Raw genomic sequence first — 19,575 nt, 5'->3', positions numbered from 1 at the left:
GGTCAGGCGCTCAGCGGATGGCGCAGGCGCGGTCGTGATCCGCCGATTGCGGCACGATCAGCATCACGAATGGCTGCGCCAGGCCCTCGGGCGGCGCCTTGCCCAGGGCGATGCCGTTCAGCGCCTGCGTGATCGCCTCGTCGCGGCCCGCATCGCCGCTGGAATCCAGCAGATGGGCGTCCTGCACCCGTCCCTGCTCCGACACGCCAAAGCTCACCGCGGCCCGGAAACTGCCCACGGCCAGCGCCGGCAGGCCGCAGAGCGCATCGCGCACGCCGGCCTGGATCAGGCCGTAGTAGCTGCGATAGAACGACCCGGTGGGATTTGCCGGCCGCCGCGCGACAGCCGGCGCGGCCGGCTCGGGCTGCAGCACCACGGCGTTCGTCGCGGTGTACTCGGCGACCAGGCCAGAACCTTCGATCAGCATGCGCAAGGCAGCCTCCGGCGTATGGATTCCCTTCACGGCGGCCGAACGCCGCCCCACGGTCAACGCTGCGCGATACACCACCGATCCGCCCGTCACATTGCTGTACTGTTCCAGCGCGGCCTGTAGTGGCTGGGCGGGAATGTCGAAGGCGAAGATGGGCCGAGGCTCGGGCGGCGCCTCCGCGGCCAGCGCGCGCCAGCACCAGGCCGCCAGCAACAGCAGCGCCGGCCAGCGGCGCGCGCGCCATAGCGTGCGCGTGCAGCGGGCCGCCTTCGAACGCCAAAAAAACATACCCCCCCACGCCGCACGCACGCGGTGCGCTTGCTGCCCCCAAGGACGGAGCGCCACGCGCCTGCCGTGCAAGCGCCCCGCCCATGCCGCGTCCGGCGGGCCGGGAGCCGGCCGGACGCGGTGGCGATCGGTGAACAGGCAATGTAGTAATGGCGTATGACTGCCGCGTGACAGGAACGACGCCCGCTTCAGCCTCCCGACAGCCTGCGCCGTTCGGCGTCCGTCAGCCTTGCCCGCTGCTCTTCCGAAATATCGCCGTTGCCCAGCATCTGGAAGACGCTGCGAGGGTCGTAGCCGCTGGCGCTGCCGTCGCGTCGCGGCGGCTGCCCGGCCGGCGCCGCGCCCTCCCCGGACGATCCAGATGCCGGCTCGTTGCCGTAGCCCAGGATCTGCACCGAGATGATGGACGGCAGGTTCTGGCGCGCGGATGCCTGCTGTTGCCGCGTCATCTCCTGCGCGCTTTGCGTGGCCGACGACGCGGCCGAGCTGGCCGAGGTCAGCGCGCCGGTGTTCACCGTCGCCGTCACCGGGATGCCCTTGGATTCGCCCTGGACCTGGATGTTGGCGGCATTGACCACGTGCAGCGCGGCGATGTTGATGTTGCCCGACACGCGGATGCCGGCCTCGCCCGGATCCACCGTGCCCAGCGGCGCGACCAGATCGACGTCACCCTTGGGCACTTCCGGAATCGGCGCCAGCGTGCCGATGCCGGCGCCGGTGCTGGGCACCGTCGGCGACAGGCTGACGTTGCCCACGGCGTCGTACAGCCGGCGCTGCGGCGTATACACCACCGTGCTCTTGGCGCCTCGGCCGCTGTTGATGTCGCCTTCCGCCGACCAGCCCATGATGTTGCCGCCGAAGGTGGTCATGACCCGGCTCTGGCCCAGCAGGATGCTGCCCTTGGCGTACATCTGGATATCGCCCGCGCCCTGCGTCACCACGCCCGCCGTCGACGGCGGCGCCAGTCCTTCCACGCCGAAGATCATCTTGCCGCCCGGCGCCAGCAGATGGACCGCGCCGCCGAACAGCGTCTGGATACCCGAGCCGCCGAACAGGGTGATGTCGCCCTGGTAGCGGATCGGCCGGCCCTGCGCGTCGGCTTCCGGGAACAGCGAGGCGATCGCCTGCCGGCCGCGCAGGTAGCTGCCGGGACGCGGACCCGCCGCGTCGTTGTATTCGCGCCCGCCCTGGGTCAGCTCGGCGTAGTAGACCTGGCGCAGGAAGATGCGCTGCTGCTCCGGCGGCAGCGCGTCGAAGTAGGCGCGCGCCTGGTCCGCCGGGCCGTCGTAGCCCTGCAGCGCGCGCAGCCAGTCGGTCAGCTCGCGTTCGTAGGTCTTGATGGCCTTGCCGGGCTGGCTGGCCAGGGTCTGGCCAGGGTTGGCGCGGTTGGCGGGGTCGAGGTAGCGCTTGGCGAAAGCGGTGTAGTCGCCCTCGCCGCCTACGCTGACGACAACGCCAGCGCCGCCCTTGCCGGTGGCGGGGCGGCCGTCGATCAGGCCCAGGCTTACAAGCCTGCCCTGGTCTTCCTGGGTCAGGTGGCGGCCGGCGGTGACTTCCAGCCAACCGGGGCCAGCGATGTTGGCGTTGGCATAGATGATGTCGCGGCCGGCCGTGATGCGGGAAACATCGGTGGGCTGCTGGTTGAGGATCAGGCCGTTGAAGTTGACGATGTCGCGTCCGGCCAGGATCCAAGCCGGACGGGCGGCGTGATACGTCGAGCCAGTCGAGAATGCCCTGTACTGACCGGAGGTCAGCCCCACGATGTCCTGGCCCGCGTAAAAGCGCGCCAATCCTGTTCCGCCGCCCTTGGCGCTGACGGTATCGGGACCGAAAGCGAACAACGTGCCAAGCACGGGCTGTGTGCCATAGGCGTTGCTACGGTTCACCGGTGCCGAATCAAGCGCCCAGGACGCGATATAGGCAGGCCGTTCCGGCGTGGGCACCACGCTTGGGTCAGCTCCCGACATCAGCAGAGGAAAACCACCACCATTGAGTGAATCCGCCGCCAGCAACTCGACTTGGCCCGAGCGTCCTGGCGCGAACGTGACCGTATACCGAGACTTCATGTCATCCGACAGGTGGTAGTAGATGCTGCCCGATCCCGCCACGGCCCGGAAGCGCGATGGATAGGCAAAGGTGCTTCCATACGGGCCGTCATTGAAGGCCCGAGGACTTTGAGCGCTTGGCCCCATGAATTGGGAGGTGATCGGCGTCAGGGAGCCGCCCGCGGAAGACAAGTCTATGCCGGTACGATCAGTCCACAAGCTGAACCAGCTTGTCGCTCCGCCGCTTACCGGTGCTCCACGGTCAACGAAGGCGTTGGTAATGTGAGACTGGGTACGTCCCGCATCGCCCACGCCGCCCAGCACAAGATCGCCGGCGGCGGCCATGCGCGCCGTGGCGTCGCCGGGAACGATGACCAGCCCGCCAGACGATGCCGCCAGCGTCGGATGCGTCAGATCGATTCCGCGCGCATCCGATGAATCCTTCACGAACAGCATCGGATCGATGCGTCCGATGCTGCGCGCGGACACGTCGAGCGCACCGCGCAGGTTGGTCAGCACGCCGTTCATGTCGTTGGTCGTGCCACTCACAGTGCCGTTGTTGTCGTAGGACGCAGGGATGGGATTGAGCGCACCGGCAATCTTCAGGTTCATGTCCCCGCCACCTGTCGTAACCCGCGTCCCGTCGGGTCTGACTCTGCCCGTGCTGCCGACCGCCAGGACCAATCCCGTGCTGTAGGGATAGAGCCATGACGCCGCAGACTCGGGACGCTCCAGCGTACCGGCATTGCCGCCGACTTCCAGATTGACATTGCCGCCGCCCAACGCGCCGATCCCCGTGAATCCTTCCACGGTAACGCCTGGCGCCTTGAGCGTGTCATAGAAGGCCGTCGGCACATAGGTACCAAAATTGATCCACCACGCAGTCCGCTGCCCCAGATCCTCGCCGCCCTGGCGCCATAGCCAGTTGCCGGTGTAACTGCCACTGGCCCAGCCAGCCCCTCGCGTATTGGCTGCCGATGGCCCCGAAGCCATGCCTCGCGTCGCCGCTCGCATATCGCCTTGCACCTGCACATGGACATTGCCACCGCGCTCCGGATACCAGGCCGCGTACTGGTCGCCCGTTACCAGGGGTTCGTAGCTCGCGGCCGCCGCGCCCAATACGGAAGGGCTGCCGTCTGCAAGAGACTGAGCCTGGTCCGGCGCGCGCTGCAAGTTGTACGCATCCTGCCCCAGTGCGTTCAGGACGGGGTTGCCCTGCCGGTCTCGCACGGCGGCGGATGGCGTCCCGGCGGTATAGATGCCGTAGAACGACAGCTGGCGGAAGTCGCCGCCCGAAAGAATGTCCAGATCGCCTCGGCCGGTGCGGATGACGCTGAAGATGGGAGATTCACCCAGCACACCGCCCGACAGATCCTGCTGGTAGTGCAGATCGGCCAGCCGGACCTGACCGCCGCCCTCGAGCTGTGAGACGGATTGCAGCGCACGGGTATCCGCCGCCGTCAGATCGGCACCGCCTGCCAGGCGCAGGCTCCACGATTCGGTGCCGGCCCGCAGCATCGGCGCGACTGCCCAGATGCGGCCTTGCCGGCCCTCACTGTCCAGATCCCGCAGACTGACGCTGCCGCCGCTGATCCGAACCACGGTGCCCGAAGGCAGATAGGATCCGGCGGCCAGCGTCAGGTTCGACGACAGCGTCAGGGGCGAATCAAATATGCCCAGCTGTGTCCCCTTCGGCACCAGGAATCCGGCCACCGACACACCCCGGTCCGCCATGAACCCGGCGCCCAACGTGGCGCCGGGTTCCAGCATCAGGTCCGCGCTCAGGATTGAACCCGCGGCATAGGTGGTGCCGTCCGGGCTGGTGACCGTGCCGCCCAACACCGTGCCGGCGCGCAGGTTCAGGTAGTCCTCGAGCTGCACATCCACCGGCATGCGGGCGCCGGCCTTGATGACGGTGGAACGTACCGGAACGTCGAAGTTCAGCGATTCGCCCACGGTATTCGGAATCGACGATGCCACGCCGCCCGCGCTGCCCCGCAGCGTGATCGACTTGGGCAGAATGATGCTCTGTTGCCACAGGTCCACGCCGTTCGAGCTGTTATAGGAGTTCCTGCCCACCAGCCGCCATGCGCGACCCTCCTCATCTGTCGCCAAGGGCGGCGCGAAGCCGTCGTTGATGCTGCCGTAGATGTTGAGATTGCCCTTGGCGCGGATCAGCAGCACGCCGGCTTCGCCCATGCCGCGCCGCGCTGGATCCAAGGGGTCGGCGTCGCGGCCGTAGCGATAGCCCGACAGATCCAGATCGCCTTGCAGCGTCAGGTCTCCGTCAAACGTCGCGCTGACGATTTCCACGCCTGGCCGCAGGCGATACGGTCCAAGCCCCGCCAATCGCGCGGCGAGCGCCGAATTGCCCAGAGCCGCGTCCATGTAGGTCACATTCTCGCCGTGGATCCGGTCGAGATAGGCCTGGGTGATTACCTGCGGCGTCTTGCCCGACGCGTCGGGCGCGCCAGCAGGAGGGGCGTCGTTGTAGACATCGAACGCGAATGCGTTCACCGCCACGCGCTCCGCGCCCGCGATGCGCGGCGTGCCCTGCACGTCCAGCGCGACGTCGTTCAAACCGACGCGAGCCGCATTCAGGTCCACCGTTCCACGCGCGCGCCCGTCGTTCAGGCCCGCGCCGTCGCCGGTTGTCACCGCGGTGCCCGCGCGCAGGTCCATCGCCGCGTCAGCGCCCAGGACCAGCCGGCCCTTGCGCGACGTAAGTTCGATTACCGCGCGATTGGGGCTGTCTATGATGTCGCCGCGACTGTCCACGCGCAGCAGGCTGCCATGCGCATCCAGCAATCCGTTGATCACCAAGTCGTTCATGGCTGCGAGCCTGATGCTGCCCACCTGGGCGCCGCTGGCGTCAATGAGACCGTTGACGCGCAGGCTGCCGCCATCCACCGAGATCGAGATTTTCCTGGCCCGGACCTCATTGCCCACGGCGAGATCGCCTTGCTTGACCTGGAAGTTGCGGAATCCGGTGACGCCGCTCTCGTTCAACCGGCGATTCAAGCCGCCAAAGTCGGCGATCGATTGACCGCGCAGTTCGATACCGCCATGTTCGAACGGCACGATCGTGCCGCCGGCGTCGTACGCGCCGCTGGCCTTGCCCAACAGGCTGCCGCGCAGGTCGATCCGCCCGGCGCCCGCGCCCAGCGCATTCGCGCGCAAGCTGCCGGCGTGGTTATAGCGGGCGGAAACGTCCACGACCGACGCCGCCGCCTGGGTGATGTTGCCCGACTTGCTTTCCAGGGTGATGTCGCCGCCCCAGCTGTAGCGGGTTTGGTCATGCAAGACCGTGGCACGTCCCGCCATGTCGAAGCGGGCGCCATCGCCCAGCGTGATGTCGCCCTCGGCGCGGACCGCGAGCTTGCCGCTCGGCAAGGCGATCGCGCTGTCCAGCGACACGCTGCCGGCGGACAGGGTCAGGGATCCGCCGATCGCCACGACCCCAAGGGACTGCGCAGCCGCGCCCGTCAGGCGCAGCGCGCCGCCGCTGGTGATACGGGATACCGAAGCGGCCTCTCCGGTCAGTAACGGCGTGCGCATCGTCAGCGCGCCGCCCGAGTATGAGAAATCTCCATTGGAGAACGCGCCGCGCGACTGGTAGACGCCCAGGCTGCCCTCGCCATTCGAGGTGATCCGTTCCGTCGCGTCCAGATTGACCTGGGCAAAGCCCACCGCCAGTCTGCGCATGTCCTGATGCGGCGTCAGCGGCGTGCCATTGGCGTCTCCCAGCACGATGCGCCGGGCGCGCAGGTCCAGGCGGCCCAGGCCCGTGCCCGGACCGCCGTCGGCAATGTCCCCCGCCGGCATGTCCGCCACGCCGTTCCACACCAGCGTATCCGTGCTCAGGCTGGCCACGTCGCCCGACCCACCCAGGCCGTAAATGGCCGGCGTATTGAACACCAGCTGCTGCAACGCAGACTTCCCCGTGGCGGGATCGAGCGTGCTCAGGTCCACCGAGCCGAAGAAGTTCACCGAGTTCTTGAGCGAGAAGATGACGCGCTCCAGGGCCGGCGCGCCGAACTCGCGGTCGCCTTGCAGCAGGCGATTCAGCAAGGGTTGTGACAGCCGCAGACCATTGGGCAACACGCCGCGGGCTTGTGCATCGGCCAGCGCCGCCTCGCTGCCGGCGTTCAGCGCGCTCGCCGCGAGCACCAGATTGCGCGTGCCATAGCGCAACGCCTCATGCGCGACGAGATTGCTGGTGCCCAGCGCGATCGTCCCTTCGGAGTACAGACGGGTCGGCGCGGCGCAAGCGGCGGTCGCGCAGTCGGCGCCCAATTCGATCCGTCCATCCTGGGTGCTTACGCCATTGGCGAAGTCCAGCCAGCCGTTCGAAACCGCCAGCACGTTCATGCTTTGATTCGACAGGCCATAGCGATAGCCCTGGCTGGAATCGAACGGCGCGGCTCCCATGCCCAGCGTATTGATGCTGGCGCCTCGCTCCAGCACGATGGACTTGGTATCGGCCGCAATCAGCATCACCTCGGGCGCCCGCAGCTGGGCGCCGGCGCGCAGGTAGATATCGTCGCCTCCCCCCGATTGAAAAACCAGCCGGTCCGGGCTGATCGAGAAGACTTGCGTCCAGCCGCCTATCGAAATGCGGTTGGCGCCGATCGCGTTCAGATCCGCCGCGACGATCGATGTACCAGAAAAGCCGCGGGTCGGCGAGGCTTGCACGATCTCCAGCGCATCTCCGCCAGTGCGCGCGATCAGTTGACCGCCATATCCTCCCGCTTCGCGGCCATAGCGCGCGATACCGTTGAACACCAGCGCCGGCTCGCCACCTCGGGTCTGGGCCCCTCTGAATATCAATTCCATGTTCGCGCTATCGGCGGGCAGCATGGCGCGCGGCTTGCCGGTGCGCGCGGCATTGGCCAGCGTATAGGACTGATAATCCATTTCGTTGTACTGGGCGTGCCGGCGCAGCACATCGCCCGGCGTGACCAATACCTGGCGCGGCACGGCATCGCCAGTGCCGGTGTAGCCAAACCCACGCGTCCCGGCCACGGTCCAGGAGCCGCCCCGCAGGCCCAGCGGCGCGAAAGCCAGGGGGTTGTCGGCGCCCAACTCGACGCGGAACGCGCCCGGCAACAGCGCATAGTAGGAAGGCAGCAGCGTATACGTGCCTGCGGCCAGGCCGGGCACACCGGCGCCAATTGTGATGGTTTCGCCGACCTGCGGCCGCGAACCGGCATAGCCGGAGGCAGCGTCCTGGGGCGTCACGGGCGCATACCGGTCTGCCAGACCGGGCAGGATGGCGTATACCGGATTGGCCGCCAACGTTGGCAGTTCGAATGTGCCGGATGCCTGGTTGAAACGGGGCAAGGGATGATATAGCGGATCGGTGGAGCCGCCCCGTCCGCTGATGAAGGCAGCGCCCGTCAACAGGCCGCCGCCGGACAAGTCGATGACAGCGCCGGCGTCCACCTTGAACGACTGCCCTTCCAGCGTCACGCCATAGGTCAGATTGCCGGTGGCGGCCTTGCCCCCTGGCGCAATAGGCACGATGGCGGCGCCATCGTACTGGTAGCTCAGGCCATCGACGGTGCCCCCGTAGGGAATCGTCAGGCCCTTGGCGCTGACCGAGGTCAGGCTGCCAGGAAGCAGTCGTACGCTCCGAGTGATGCCCTCCTGCGAAGCGCCAAGATGAATCCTGCCCAGCGGCGCATACAGGGCTCCGCCTTGCGCCACCGTGGGCGCGATCAGCATCAGCGTGCCGAAGACGGAAAGGGGCGTCGCAGCCGTCAACGGCCCGTCGATTCTTTCCACCCGCAGCGTGCGGGCGGGGTCATAGGTGTTCGGGCTGAGGTATCCCGCGACCGCCAGGCCGGCGCTGCCCGTCGAGGGGTAGATGCGCTGCGCGGACAAGAGCAAGTCGCCACCCGTCATGATGGCGCTGGGGGACGCCAGGCCACCGACCGGAATTTGGGGTAGCGTGCCGGCAGGCAGGAATCGCAAGTCTGCGCGGCTACGCAGCTCTACCTGCTCATAGCCGCGACGATCCACGACCTGGCTCACGCCACCGTTCAACCTGACTTCGCCCAGCATGCCGGTGCGCACGAAGTTTCGGATATCGATCTGTTCGGCATCGACGCGCAGCAGGGACGCGCCAGCTTGACGCGAGGCCGTCCAGTCATCCAGGGTGGCCGAGACAGGGATCGGTGCGCCGCCCGGCGGCGCCAGCAATGTCCGTCCGCTAAGCAGCACGTAAGGTGCCGCCAGCCTCACGCTGGCGCCCGCCGTGGTATTGCCCAGCGCGCCCTGAAGCAGGCTCAGTGAGCGTCTGGCACCCAGGTCCACGTTGCCGTCAAACGTCAACAGGTCACGGGCCATCAGGGATACGTCGTCAAAGCCGCCGGCACGGATCCGGTCCGCCGCGATCCTGCCAAAGCCATAGACCAGCCGGCCGTCACCGGGCCGTGTGTCGACGGGCAATGCGCTCGGGCCGCTGTTCTGGCCGATCAGCAACTCCCTCGGCCGGATCATGGCATCTGGCGTTCCGACGTTGTAGATCGGCGTTTCCAGGCTCAGCGACAATTTCCCGCCCGGCGCATCCGGCGTGCCGCCGACCGCGCGCATGGTGCCATCCAGGTACAGCCCTCCCGTTGCTGACAGCGCGATTGCCCCGCCCTGCCCGCCGATGCGCAGCCGGCTCGTAGCCGCACCGGGCACGTCGACGTCCATGTACGTTCCCGACGCCTCCAGCACCGCGCCGGGGCGGATCACGACGAACTCGCCGTCGACGGCGATGCGGCCGCCATTGCGTTGCAGGCCGTAGCGTCGGCCTTGCACATCCAGCGCCGTGACCGCGATGCCGGCTACATCCAGGCGCGCCGCATCGTCCAGCCACACCGAATTCGGCAAACCGCCGCTTTGCGGCATCGGTGGATCGCTGGTGTCAGCGCCTTTCTGCACGTCGATCTGGCCACCCGGCGCGCGCAGCGTTCCGCTGATGCGCAGCAAGCCGCGCGCTTGCAGACGTATGCCCTGTCCGGGGTCGACTTCGACCAGCGCGCCCTCGCCGATGCGCACGCCGCCTTCGGGCTGTGGCCAGAAAGGCGTGAAGGCGCTCAGGGACAGGCTGGCCCCCAAGCGCTGCGTCATGCGGCCCGCCAGCGGATCTTCCTGGAAGACGGGCGGCGTCCACAGCTCCAGCGCCTCGGCCAGCGTCGCGGCATTGCCGATCGCCACGGACGGGCGGCTGCGGTACACCGGCATGACCGGGCGCAATACGGCGCCGTCGGCCACTTCCAATCCCGCATCGCCATTGATGTCGTAGCGCGAGAAGCCGGCCTGGAACAGGGACTCGGACAGCACGATGCCCCCGGCGTCCACGCCCGGTCCGCCGATCTGGACCTTGGTGCTGGACAGGCGGAACGTGCCGCCGCCGGCCATGCCATAGCTGTGCGCGGCGCCATCGAATCTGACGCCGACCGTGCCCGGTCCTGGCACGCTGCCGGTCGGACGCGCCATTTCCACGGTGACATCCCCGCCCTTGCCGCCGGTCAGCTTGCCGGCGGCCGATACCGACGCGCCCGCATCCGCGTTGAGGTCAGCGCCCTTCCCGACCACCACGGCGCCCGTGGCGCGCAACGAGATCTGTCCGCCGTTGCGGTACGCCATGTCGCCGACTTGCGCCGGGTCGCGGCGCGCATTGCTCCACAAGCCACTGACGTCCAGCACGGTTCCCGCTCCGACAAGCAGGCGAGCGGAGGCATTGGCCAGCGGCGCCAGCACCGATTCCCGCTGTATGCCGTCGAACACGTTGCCCGCCGCGATGCGGCCGCCACGGGCGCTCAGGTCGGCGGCGATGGATACGTCCGGCGCATACAGCTCGATCGCGCCTCCAGCCGCCATCTGCACCCGGCTCGTCACGGCCACGGATTCCGACGCTACGGCGGTGATCTGGCCCAGGCCGGCCAGCTTGCCGGCGTCGAGCAGGATCCGACCGGCCGCGGGCAGTGGATCGTCCAGCCCGGCGGCCGACGGCGCAACGCCGTCCTGGATGGCAATGCTCTGGGTCACGGCCGCCAGGTCATATCCCCAGCGCACGCGGCCCTTCTCTTCCAGACTGAAGGGCGCGTAGCGGCCGATCAATAGCTGCCCAGCCAGGGAGCGGGCCAGCTGTGACTGCTGATAGCCGGTCTGCTGGCGCAGTCCGGCATCGATGTTCTGCCTGGCCTGGGTCTGCTCCACGCCCTGGAAGGCGATGCCGACAATGCTGCCGTCGATGCTTGCCGTGCGGGTGGCGATGACCAGCCGGCCCGCGTCGCGGCCGGCGGTATAACCTTCTTCGTAGCGCTGGCGCGGCCCGATGAGCGGGTTGTAGTAATAGCGCGTGCCTTTGTCGCCCCAGCGCGCGTGCGTGTCTTCGAAACCCTTGTACAGCCCTTTGTAGAGCAGGTCGCCTGGCGCGCGCGACACTTCATACAGCCGGCCGTCCTCGCCACGTAGCCAGCTTTGCCGGATATAACCGCTCTGCACGTCCAGCGTGCCGCCGGAGATATTGACCAGGGATCCCGGTCGGCTGACCAGATCGCCGCCGGCCACGGTGACCGTGCCGCCAACCGCGGCCCATTCGCCGATGCCATGCTGGACGGTTCCCAGATACCCGCCGACCTCGAGCAGGCCTCCCTGCGTGTACCAGCGTTCGCGCTCATAGCCGTTGACGCCCTTGGCCACCTGGATCAAGGTGCGCCGGTCCACCCATATGTCGCTGTTGTTCAGGGTCTTGCCGTCTCGGCTCACGGGCGCGTCGCGCTGCTCGTTGCCCTGGATATTGACCTTGATATTGTTCGATTCCATGGCGAGCTTGACGCCGACCGCGCCCGCCACGTCCAGCACGGCGCCATCGTTGAGCACGGTGCGCCGGGTTGCCGACACCGCGATCTGGCCGCCGGTGGCGATGGCCATCGCCCCGTTCTGGACGACTATCGTGCCGCCGCTGCTGACCTCGATGCGCGACTGATCACGACGGTCCGGCACGCTGACATACTGGTCGAACGCCTGGCCGGCGGCCCGGTGCCGATCCGCATCCGGCGCCAGACGCAGCAAGGTGTCACGCTGGGCATCCAGCGCCTGCGCGCCGTCGTCCTCCACCAGAATGGCGGTGGTCGAATCACGACCCAGCTCGACTTTGCCCCCGGCATCGGTGGCGGAGTTGAGCAGATGCACCGTGCCGCGCGCCGTGACCGTGGTGCTGGACAGCGCCACGCCGTGCTGCCGCACATCGTGGCCGGTCAGGGTAATGTCCCCCACCGGCGCCTGGATCAAGCCGGTATTGACCGCCAATCCGGCGTCGCTGTTGGCGACCCGGCGCGCCGCCACCTCGTTGCCGCGCGTGGTCGAAGCGCCGTTGGCGTCCGAGGCCAGGCCCTTGCGGATGATGAAGCTGTCCCCGGCGGCCAGCACGGTCTGCCCCGCGGGCGTCGATATCTGGCCCGCGTTGTGCGTTTCGCGGCCGAGCAGCAGCACATAGCCGCCGCCCTGCGTGACCGAATCTGGTTTCCGCGTCTGGATCTGCGCGCCGGCTTCCACGCGCACGTCGCCAATGGCCTTGGTGACTGTGGCACCATCCCCCAGGCCCGCGAGGTCGTTGCCGAAGGAAGGCGTGTAGCGTTCCTGCTGGTCGGCGCCTACCGTCTTGCTGTAGATCCCGTCGCGGAACTGGGCATTGCTCATGCCCACGGCCGCCGCGACCAGGTTGCGCGTATTCACCTGGCTGCTGCCGCTGAACACGACGCCGTTCCGGTTCACCACCATGACGGTGCCGGGTGCCTCGATCCGGCCCTGGATCTGGCTGGGACGCGCCTGGGGATCATTGATCCGGTTGAGCACGGCCCAGGACGCGTCCTGCTTGAAGGCAACCGTAGTCTGACGGCCGACGTTGAAGGTTTCCCAGTTCAGGATGGCGCGATCGGCGGTCTGTTCCACCGTGACCACGGTGCGGCCGTCGATCCGTGTTTGTGAGCCCGCCGTGAGAGGCCTGGCGTTTTCCCAGCCGGCCGTCAACGGATTCCGGTCCACCTTCAGGCCGCCCTCCGCCAGGCCGTCCGGCACCATGGCGGCCGCGGCCAGCGCGGCCTGTCGCGCCGCTGCCTGGGCCGCTTGCTGCGCCGCGATGGACGCCGCCGTGCGATTCAAGTTCACCAGGGAGCGCTGCAACTGGTCCCGTGACCGCTGCTGCTCACGCTGCGCGTTCGGAATGCCGGCCAGCCCGCCGCCCGGCAGCCGGCCGGTGGCGGCCGCCTGGTTCTGCGTGGCGCGCTTGTCCGCGAACCAGCCGGGGCTGAACGCGGGTCCCGCCGCCACGGCCGAGCCTGCCGTCATCGCCAAGGTCATTGCATGCAGCACCGGCGCCAGCCGGAAACCTGCCCTGCTCCGCCGGGATTGCCGTTCCTTTCGTCCCTTCACCACGTCCACGCGTCGCTTCATGCCATATCTCTGGTTGGTGCATGCCGTCCCGCAAGACGGCCCTGCCTGTGCGCTAGTCGGCCGCGCGCGCATGGCAAGGCCACGCCGTACGCTACAGCTACCTGCATGATGTGTAAGTCAGATGACAGCGGCGGGAAAAAAGGTGTGGAGTGCCGTAACAATGTGCGGAGCATGGAGATGAACAAGGCGGCGCATCCCGCGAAAAGTCCGCGCCATGCGCCGCCTCGCTGTCCGGGTATTCCCGGCACTGCCAGCCCTGGGCTGGAATTCGGGGTCACTCCCGACCGGCGTAGTTCGCGCAAACCGTGGCATTGCCGATGTTCAAGTTCTTGGCATCGCCAGTCACGAAGACCCGGGTGATCGCTGCCCGGTAGACGGGACTCAACGGCACCAGCTTATGGTTGTCCAGCAGGATATTGGGTGCGTAGTGCCGGACCAGAAAGTTCTTGATGTCGGCAGCCACGGCGGCGCTTGCGTAGCATTGGCTGAGCACCAAGTTGGATCTGCCGGAAATCGGGTAGCCCTGCATCGGATTGGCCGACAAACGGACCCAATTGGCAGGATTGCCCGCATTGTTGATATTGTCCCAGCCCAAGGCGTTCGGATCCGTGACCGTCGGGGCGGAACCAGGCAGGCCGGCGGAACCCGAAGTCTCCAGCGCCAGATCGACGTTGGCAGCGGTCGGGCTGTAGGCCACGTTGTCATTGCTATTGCGCAGATTGGCCTGCTTCAGCGTCGCCGTGTAGGCAGGATCCGGGCCGAGATAGGTGATAGCCGAGACCTGCGCTCCCATGACGCTGGCCACGCCGCTGCTACCCGCGGCCTGCATGAAATTGGCGGGAAGCACTCCTCCGGGGAATTCCTGGGCGAATACGCTCTTGCCGGTGAAAGCGATGGATGAGTCCACGCCACAGACCGCCTGCAGATGGCGGGTCAGCAATTCGGTCGTGCCGCTGCTGTCAATCCGAAAGACAAATTTGAAATGGTCCAGGCCGGCCGGCACGGCCACACCCAGTTCGCTCCACCGTGTGTACTTGCCCGACGCCAAGCCACACAGTTGCGCCTTGGTCAGCGTCACCGTACCTGTCGGCCCCTTGTAGGAGATCGTCACGGGGGTCGCCATCGCTGGAATCTGGATCAACGGTCCGTGCCCCGCTGGATTGCCATACTTGCCCAGGCCAGCAGGCGATAGATAGTCGACAATCTGTTGCCGCGTCAGGATGGACTCGCTGGCGATCCAGTGAACCGCGCCGCTACTCCCCAGGTACGCGGCGTTGTTCGTCAGGAAGGCGAACTTGCCGGTGCCGCTGCCCACGCTCACATAGGGTTTGAAAGTCGGCAAGGGGAACTGGGCAATTTCGTCAAGATAAAAGGGTCCGGACAATGTGGATCCGCCGGACACTACAGTCTGCTGCGCCAAGACGCCGCCCGATGTGGTCAGCAGGCATACGGCCGACAACAGGGAAACTCGAGAATTGCGGTTGAACATGTCCTGCTCCTTGCACGCGTTTCGGAAAGAGCTGCCAATGAGGATAGGAACAAAAAAGGCGGCGCACCTCTGCGATGTTTCGCATCGTGCGCCGCCTGCACTGCCAAAGAACTACGACAGGAACTGTCGATCAACTACCCGCGAGGATTAGCCGCGGCCAGCGTAGTTGCCGCAAATCGTGGTGTTGCCGACGTTCAGGTTCTTGGCATCGCCCGTCACGAAGGTGTTGACCAGCGTGGCGCGCGTCGTGCCCAGGGCCACCAGCAGGTGATCGTCCGGCAGCTCGTTGGTCGTGGCGTAGTGCTTGGTCAGGAAGTTCTTGACGTCAGCGGTGACGGCGGCGCTGGAGTAGCACTGGCTGAGCACCAGGTTGGTCGTGCCGGCGATGGGATAGCCCTTGGACGGGTTGACCGACGAGAGGATCCAGTTGGCCGGGTTGCCGGAGTTGTCGGGATCAGTCCAGCCAGCGGCGTTCGGGTCACGAACAGGCACGGCCGAGTTGGGCAGGCCAGCCGAACCCGAGTTGGCCAGCGCCAGGTTGACGTTGTCGGCGGTCGGACCGTAGACCACGTTGTCTTGCGAGTTGCGCAGGTTGGCCAGCTTCAGCGTGCTGGTGTAGGCGGGATCCGGGCTCACGTAGGTGATGGCCGAGGTCTGGGTGCCGATCGCGGTGACGACGCCGCCGCTGCCGCTGGCCGACACGAAGTTGGCCGGAGGCGTGTTCGCCGGGAATTCCTGGGCGAACGTGCTCTTGCCGCCGAAGGCGACGTTCGAGTCCGTGCCGCAGACGGCTTGCAGGTGGCGGGTCAGCAGTTCGGTCGTGCCGCTGCTGTCGCTGCGGTAGATGACCTTGAAGCTGTTCAGGCTGGCCGGTACGGTGACGCCGATTTCGCTCCACTTGGTGTACTTGCCCGACAGCGCGCCGCACAGTTGCGCCTTGTTCAGCGTCACCGCGCCGGTGGGACCCTTGTAGGCGATGGTCACCGGGGTGGCGACCGACGGGATCTGGATCAGCGGGCCGTGGCCGGCCGTGTTGCCGATCTTGCCCAGGCCGGTGGTCAGGTAGGTGTCGATCTCGGCCTGCTTCAGGATCGAGTCGCTGCCGATCCAGTGCACGACGCCCGAGCTGCTGAAACCGGCGGCGCTGTTGGTCAGGAAGGCGGTCTTGCCCGCGCCGCTACCCACGCCCACGTAGGGCTTGAAGGACGGCAGGGGGAACTTGGTGATTTCTTCGTTGTACAGCTTCTCGGGCAGCGTGGCGCCGCCGGAAACCACGACCTGCTGCGCCAGCGCGGCGCCCGACAGGGCCATCAGGCCAGCCGCCGACAGAACGGCGACCAGGGAATTACGGTTGAACATGTCTTGCTCCTTGCACTCGTTTCGGAGAGAACTGCTAGTGGAGAAAAGAACGGATGAACCCAAGAAACGCACCTTGCGGCTACGGAGAGAAAAGCCTGCCTGACGCGTTGAAGTCATGATGCGCAAGCGAGGTGACAGGGCCGGGAAAAAAGGTGTGGAGTGAGGTAAGAATGTGGGGAGATGCCGGAAATTGAGTGGAGTTTCGACAAGCTCTGATACGCCGGCAGCACTTTGCAACTGCTGGACTCCGCTCATGCTTCGGCAAAGCCATGCTCAGTCAATCCGTACGGAAAAAGCCACACGACCGGCCGCGCGGCTTCGTCATGGATCTGCTTGGTTCGCTGAAGGCGCCGCTGCAATCAACCACGTCCGGCGTAGTTGCCGCAGACCGTGGCATTGCCAACATTCAAATTGGCAATGGTGCCGGTCACGAAAGCCGACAATATGCGCATGCGATTGACGCGTCCCAACGGCACCAGCAGGTGCTGGGCCGGCTTGTCGTTGCTGGCCGAATAGTGCTTGGTCAGAAAGTCCTTGATCGCACTGGTGACGCTGGCATTTTCGTAGCACTGGCTCAATACGAAGCTGGTGTAGCCAACGATGGGATAACCGGTACGCGGATTGACAGAGGCTCGGATCCAGTTGAAGGGATTGGCTTGGTTTAGCGAATTCGTCCAGTTGGCGCGTCTGGGATCGCGTTCTACCGGCCCCGTGGCCGTTGGCAGCGAAGCGACAGTACTAGCCATGGCGCTCTCCACGTTCTCGGCTGTCGGTGCATAGGAAACCCATGGTTCAAAGTCGTTGATGTTGAACAGCTCAGCTTGCCTCAGCTTGCTGGTATGGGCAGGGTCCGGGCCTAGATAGGTAATGACCGACGGCTCCAGATCAGCCTGGGCCGCCACGCCAGCGCTGCCGTTGACGCCGATGAATTGGGGAGGCAACTGGGGCTGTCCAAACCAAGTCGGGAATTCCTCGGCAAAGACGCTCTTGCCGGTGAAAGCCACGTTGGCGTCAGGGCCACAGACCGCCTGCAGATGACGGGTAAGTAGTTGCGTCGTACCGCTGTCATCCTTGCGGTAGATCACCTTGAACCGGTCCGGGGCAGTGCCTGACGACACGCCAATGTCGCTCCACTTGTCAAACTTGCCCGACAGCACGCCGCACAATTGCCCCTTGGTCAACTGGACAACATCCGTTGGCCCTTTGTACGAGATCGTAATTGGCGTGACCATCGCAGGAATCTGGATCAACGGGCCGTGGCCAGTAGGCATGTCCAACCTGCCCAAGCCCGTGATCAAGTAGTCGTTGATCTGCGCTTGGGTCAGGATGGATTCGCTGCCGATCCAATGAACCACGCCCGAGCTGTAAAGCCCCGATGCGTTATTGGTCAGGAAGGCGGTCTTGCCCGCGCCGCTGCCCACGCCCACATAGGGCTTGAACGTCGAAGCCGGGAACGAAGTGATTTCGTCGTTGTAGAGCGGGGCCGGCAGCGTGGCGCCGCCAGAAACCACGACCTGCTGCGCCAGCGCGGCGCCCGACAGGGCCATCAGGCCGGCAGCCGACAGAGCGGCGACCAGGGAATTACGGTTGAACATGTCTTGCTCCTTGCACTCGTTTTCGGGAAGAACAGTCAGCGGGAGAAAGAGAACGGACGAGCTCGCAAGCACACCTTGAGGCAATGACGAAAAGCCCGCCCGGTGTGCTCAAACCATGGTGGGCAAGCCAGGTGACAAGACCAGGAAAAAAGGTGTGGATTCAGGTAAGCACCCGAGGCGCCGGCCCTCCCCTCACCCCACCATCTGATTGATCTCCATGATCGGCAGCATCACCGCCAGCACGATCACCAGCACCACCGCGCCCATGGTCAGGATCATGATCGGCTCCAGCAAGGCCGTCATCGCCATCGCCCGCCGCTCGATGTCGGACGACAGCGTCTGCGCCGCCCGGTCCAGCATGCGCGACAGCGTCCCGGTCTTCTCGCCGCTGGACACCAGATGGCACAACAGCGGCGGAAACACCTTCTGCTGGCGCAGCGCCGCGCCCAGTCCCGACCCGCCTTCGATGCGTGAGGTGGCGTCGAGCACCGCGCGGCGCAGGCATTCGTTGCCCAGCGTCTGGCGCGCCGCCTCCAGGCCGCGCAGCAGCGGCACGCCGGCGTCGGACAGGATGGCCAGCGTGGACGCGAAGCGCGCGGTGTTCACGCCCAGGGCGAAGCGCCCGATCATCGGCAGGCGCAGCACGCGCGCATGCCAGGCCAGCCGGGCGGCCTCGGCGCGCTGGGTCCAGCGCCACAGGCCGAACAGCAGGACCAGGACCAGCGCGTTCAGCGCGCCCCATTGGCGCACGTATTCGCTGGCGGCCAGCATCGCCTGGGTGATGAAGGGCAGCTCCTGCCGCGCCTGCGAGAAGGCGCTCACCACCTGCGGCACCACGTAGGCCAGCAGGAAGATGACGATGCAGATCGAGACGCAGCCGACGATGGCCGGATAGATGAAGGCAGTCAGCACCTTGGAGCGCAGCGCGTTGCGTTCCTCGATGTAGTCGGCCAGCCGTTCCATGATGCGCGCCAGGTCGCCGGAATCCTCGCCGGCCTTGATCAGCGCGCGGTAGATGGGGGGAAAGTCGCGCGGACGCGCGGACAGCGTGTCGGAAAAACGCTGGCCGCTACGCACATCGGCGCGCACGGCGGTGAAGGTGTCGGTAATGTGCTTTTTCTCGGCCTGTTCGACGGTGGCGGTCAGCGCGGCTTCCAGCGGCAGGCCGGCGGCCAGCAGGCTGGCGAGCTGGCGGGTGGCCCAGGCCAGGTCGCTGTCGGACAGCCTGGGGCCGAACAGCTCGATCTGGCCGCGCTTGGCGGCGGCCTCTCGCAGTTCCAGCGCGGTCAGGCCCTGCGCGCGCAGCTGGGCGCGCGCCGAGCGGGCCGAGTCGGCCACCAGCGTGCCGCGCTGGATGGCGCCCTGGGCGTCGGCGGCCTCGAAACGGAAATTCGCCATGGTCTCTCCCCTACCCGTCCCGCGTGACGCGGATGATTTCTTCCGGCGCGGTCTGGCCGTCGCGGACCCAGCGCTCGCCATCCTCGCGCATCAGCTTCATGCCGGTGCGTTGCGCGGCCACGCGCAGCTGCTGTTCGCCCGCGCCTTCGTGGATCAGGCGGCGCTGCTCGTCGTCGATGACGTACAGCTCGTGGATGCCGGTGCGGCCGCGATAGCCGGTGTGATTGCAGGCCGGGCAGCCCACCGGCAGGAAATGGCCGCCCTCAGGCGCGGGCCGCTTGCACTCCTGGCACAGGCGCCGCACCAGGCGCTGCGCCAGCACGCCCAGCAGCGACGAGGCCAGCAGGAACGGCTCCACGCCCATGTCGGTCAATCGGGTCAACGCTGACACCGAGTCGTTGGTATGCAGCGTGGCCAGCACCAGGTGGCCGGTGAGCGAGGCCTGCACCGCGATCTGGGCGGTCTCCAGGTCGCGGATCTCGCCGATCATGATGACGTCGGGGTCTTGCCGCAGGATGG

At 66.7% G+C, this 19,575-nt stretch carries 7 protein-coding genes; all 7 read right to left on the bottom strand.

Annotation, left to right across the window (positions count from 1 at the left end; translation table 11 throughout):
- Positions 1–10: 10 nt before the first annotated feature.
- Entirely contained in the window at positions 11–718 is a 708-nt protein-coding gene (locus KDH83_RS14395; protein WP_212316901.1) for a TonB C-terminal domain-containing protein, read from the bottom strand.
- A gap of 188 nt (positions 719–906) precedes the next feature.
- Positions 907–13,215: a filamentous haemagglutinin family protein gene (locus KDH83_RS14390; RefSeq protein ID WP_212316899.1), complete on the bottom strand. Its 12,309-nt coding sequence runs from the start codon at positions 13,213–13,215 to the stop codon at positions 907–909.
- 274 nt (positions 13,216–13,489) lie between these two features.
- Positions 13,490–14,704 (bottom strand): substrate-binding domain-containing protein, encoded by a 1,215-nt coding sequence (locus tag KDH83_RS14385; RefSeq protein ID WP_212316897.1) that lies wholly within the window; start codon positions 14,702–14,704, stop codon positions 13,490–13,492.
- Positions 14,705–14,851: 147 nt separating this feature from the next.
- Positions 14,852–16,063: a substrate-binding domain-containing protein gene (locus KDH83_RS14380; RefSeq protein ID WP_212316895.1), complete on the bottom strand. Its 1,212-nt coding sequence runs from the start codon at positions 16,061–16,063 to the stop codon at positions 14,852–14,854.
- 359 nt (positions 16,064–16,422) lie between these two features.
- The gene (locus tag KDH83_RS14375; RefSeq protein ID WP_212316893.1) at positions 16,423–17,658 is read right to left on the bottom strand and encodes a substrate-binding domain-containing protein; all 1,236 of its coding nucleotides are present in this window, start codon (positions 17,656–17,658) and stop codon (positions 16,423–16,425) included.
- Between the two features lie 192 nt (positions 17,659–17,850).
- The gene (gspF, locus tag KDH83_RS14370) at positions 17,851–19,056 is read right to left on the bottom strand and encodes a type II secretion system inner membrane protein GspF (RefSeq protein ID WP_212316891.1); all 1,206 of its coding nucleotides are present in this window, start codon (positions 19,054–19,056) and stop codon (positions 17,851–17,853) included.
- Between the two features lie 10 nt (positions 19,057–19,066).
- A partial coding sequence (locus KDH83_RS14365) for an ATPase, T2SS/T4P/T4SS family (RefSeq protein WP_212316889.1) occupies positions 19,067–19,575 on the bottom strand: 509 nt, incomplete at its 5' end.

It is taken from the genome of Achromobacter sp. Marseille-Q0513, assembly GCF_018195695.1.
In the GTDB taxonomy this organism is placed as follows: Bacteria; Pseudomonadota; Gammaproteobacteria; order Burkholderiales; family Burkholderiaceae_B; genus Achromobacter.
This window is presented reverse-complemented; position numbering and strand designations above follow the sequence as displayed.

Excerpts from the sequence above, each read along its gene's own strand:
- KDH83_RS14380 (WP_212316895.1), bottom strand. The coding sequence starts at position 16,063 with ATGTTCAACCGTAATTCCCTGGTCGCCGTTCTGTCGGCGGCTGGCCTG.
- KDH83_RS14385 (WP_212316897.1), bottom strand. The coding sequence starts at position 14,704 with ATGTTCAACCGCAATTCTCGAGTTTCCCTGTTGTCGGCCGTATGCCTG.
- KDH83_RS14390 (WP_212316899.1), bottom strand. The coding sequence starts at position 13,215 with ATGAAGCGACGCGTGGACGTGGTGAAGGGACGAAAGGAACGGCAATCC.
- KDH83_RS14375 (WP_212316893.1), bottom strand. The coding sequence starts at position 17,658 with ATGTTCAACCGTAATTCCCTGGTCGCCGCTCTGTCGGCTGCCGGCCTG.
- KDH83_RS14395 (WP_212316901.1), bottom strand. The coding sequence starts at position 718 with ATGTTTTTTTGGCGTTCGAAGGCGGCCCGCTGCACGCGCACGCTATGG.
- gspF (WP_212316891.1), bottom strand. The coding sequence starts at position 19,056 with ATGGCGAATTTCCGTTTCGAGGCCGCCGACGCCCAGGGCGCCATCCAG.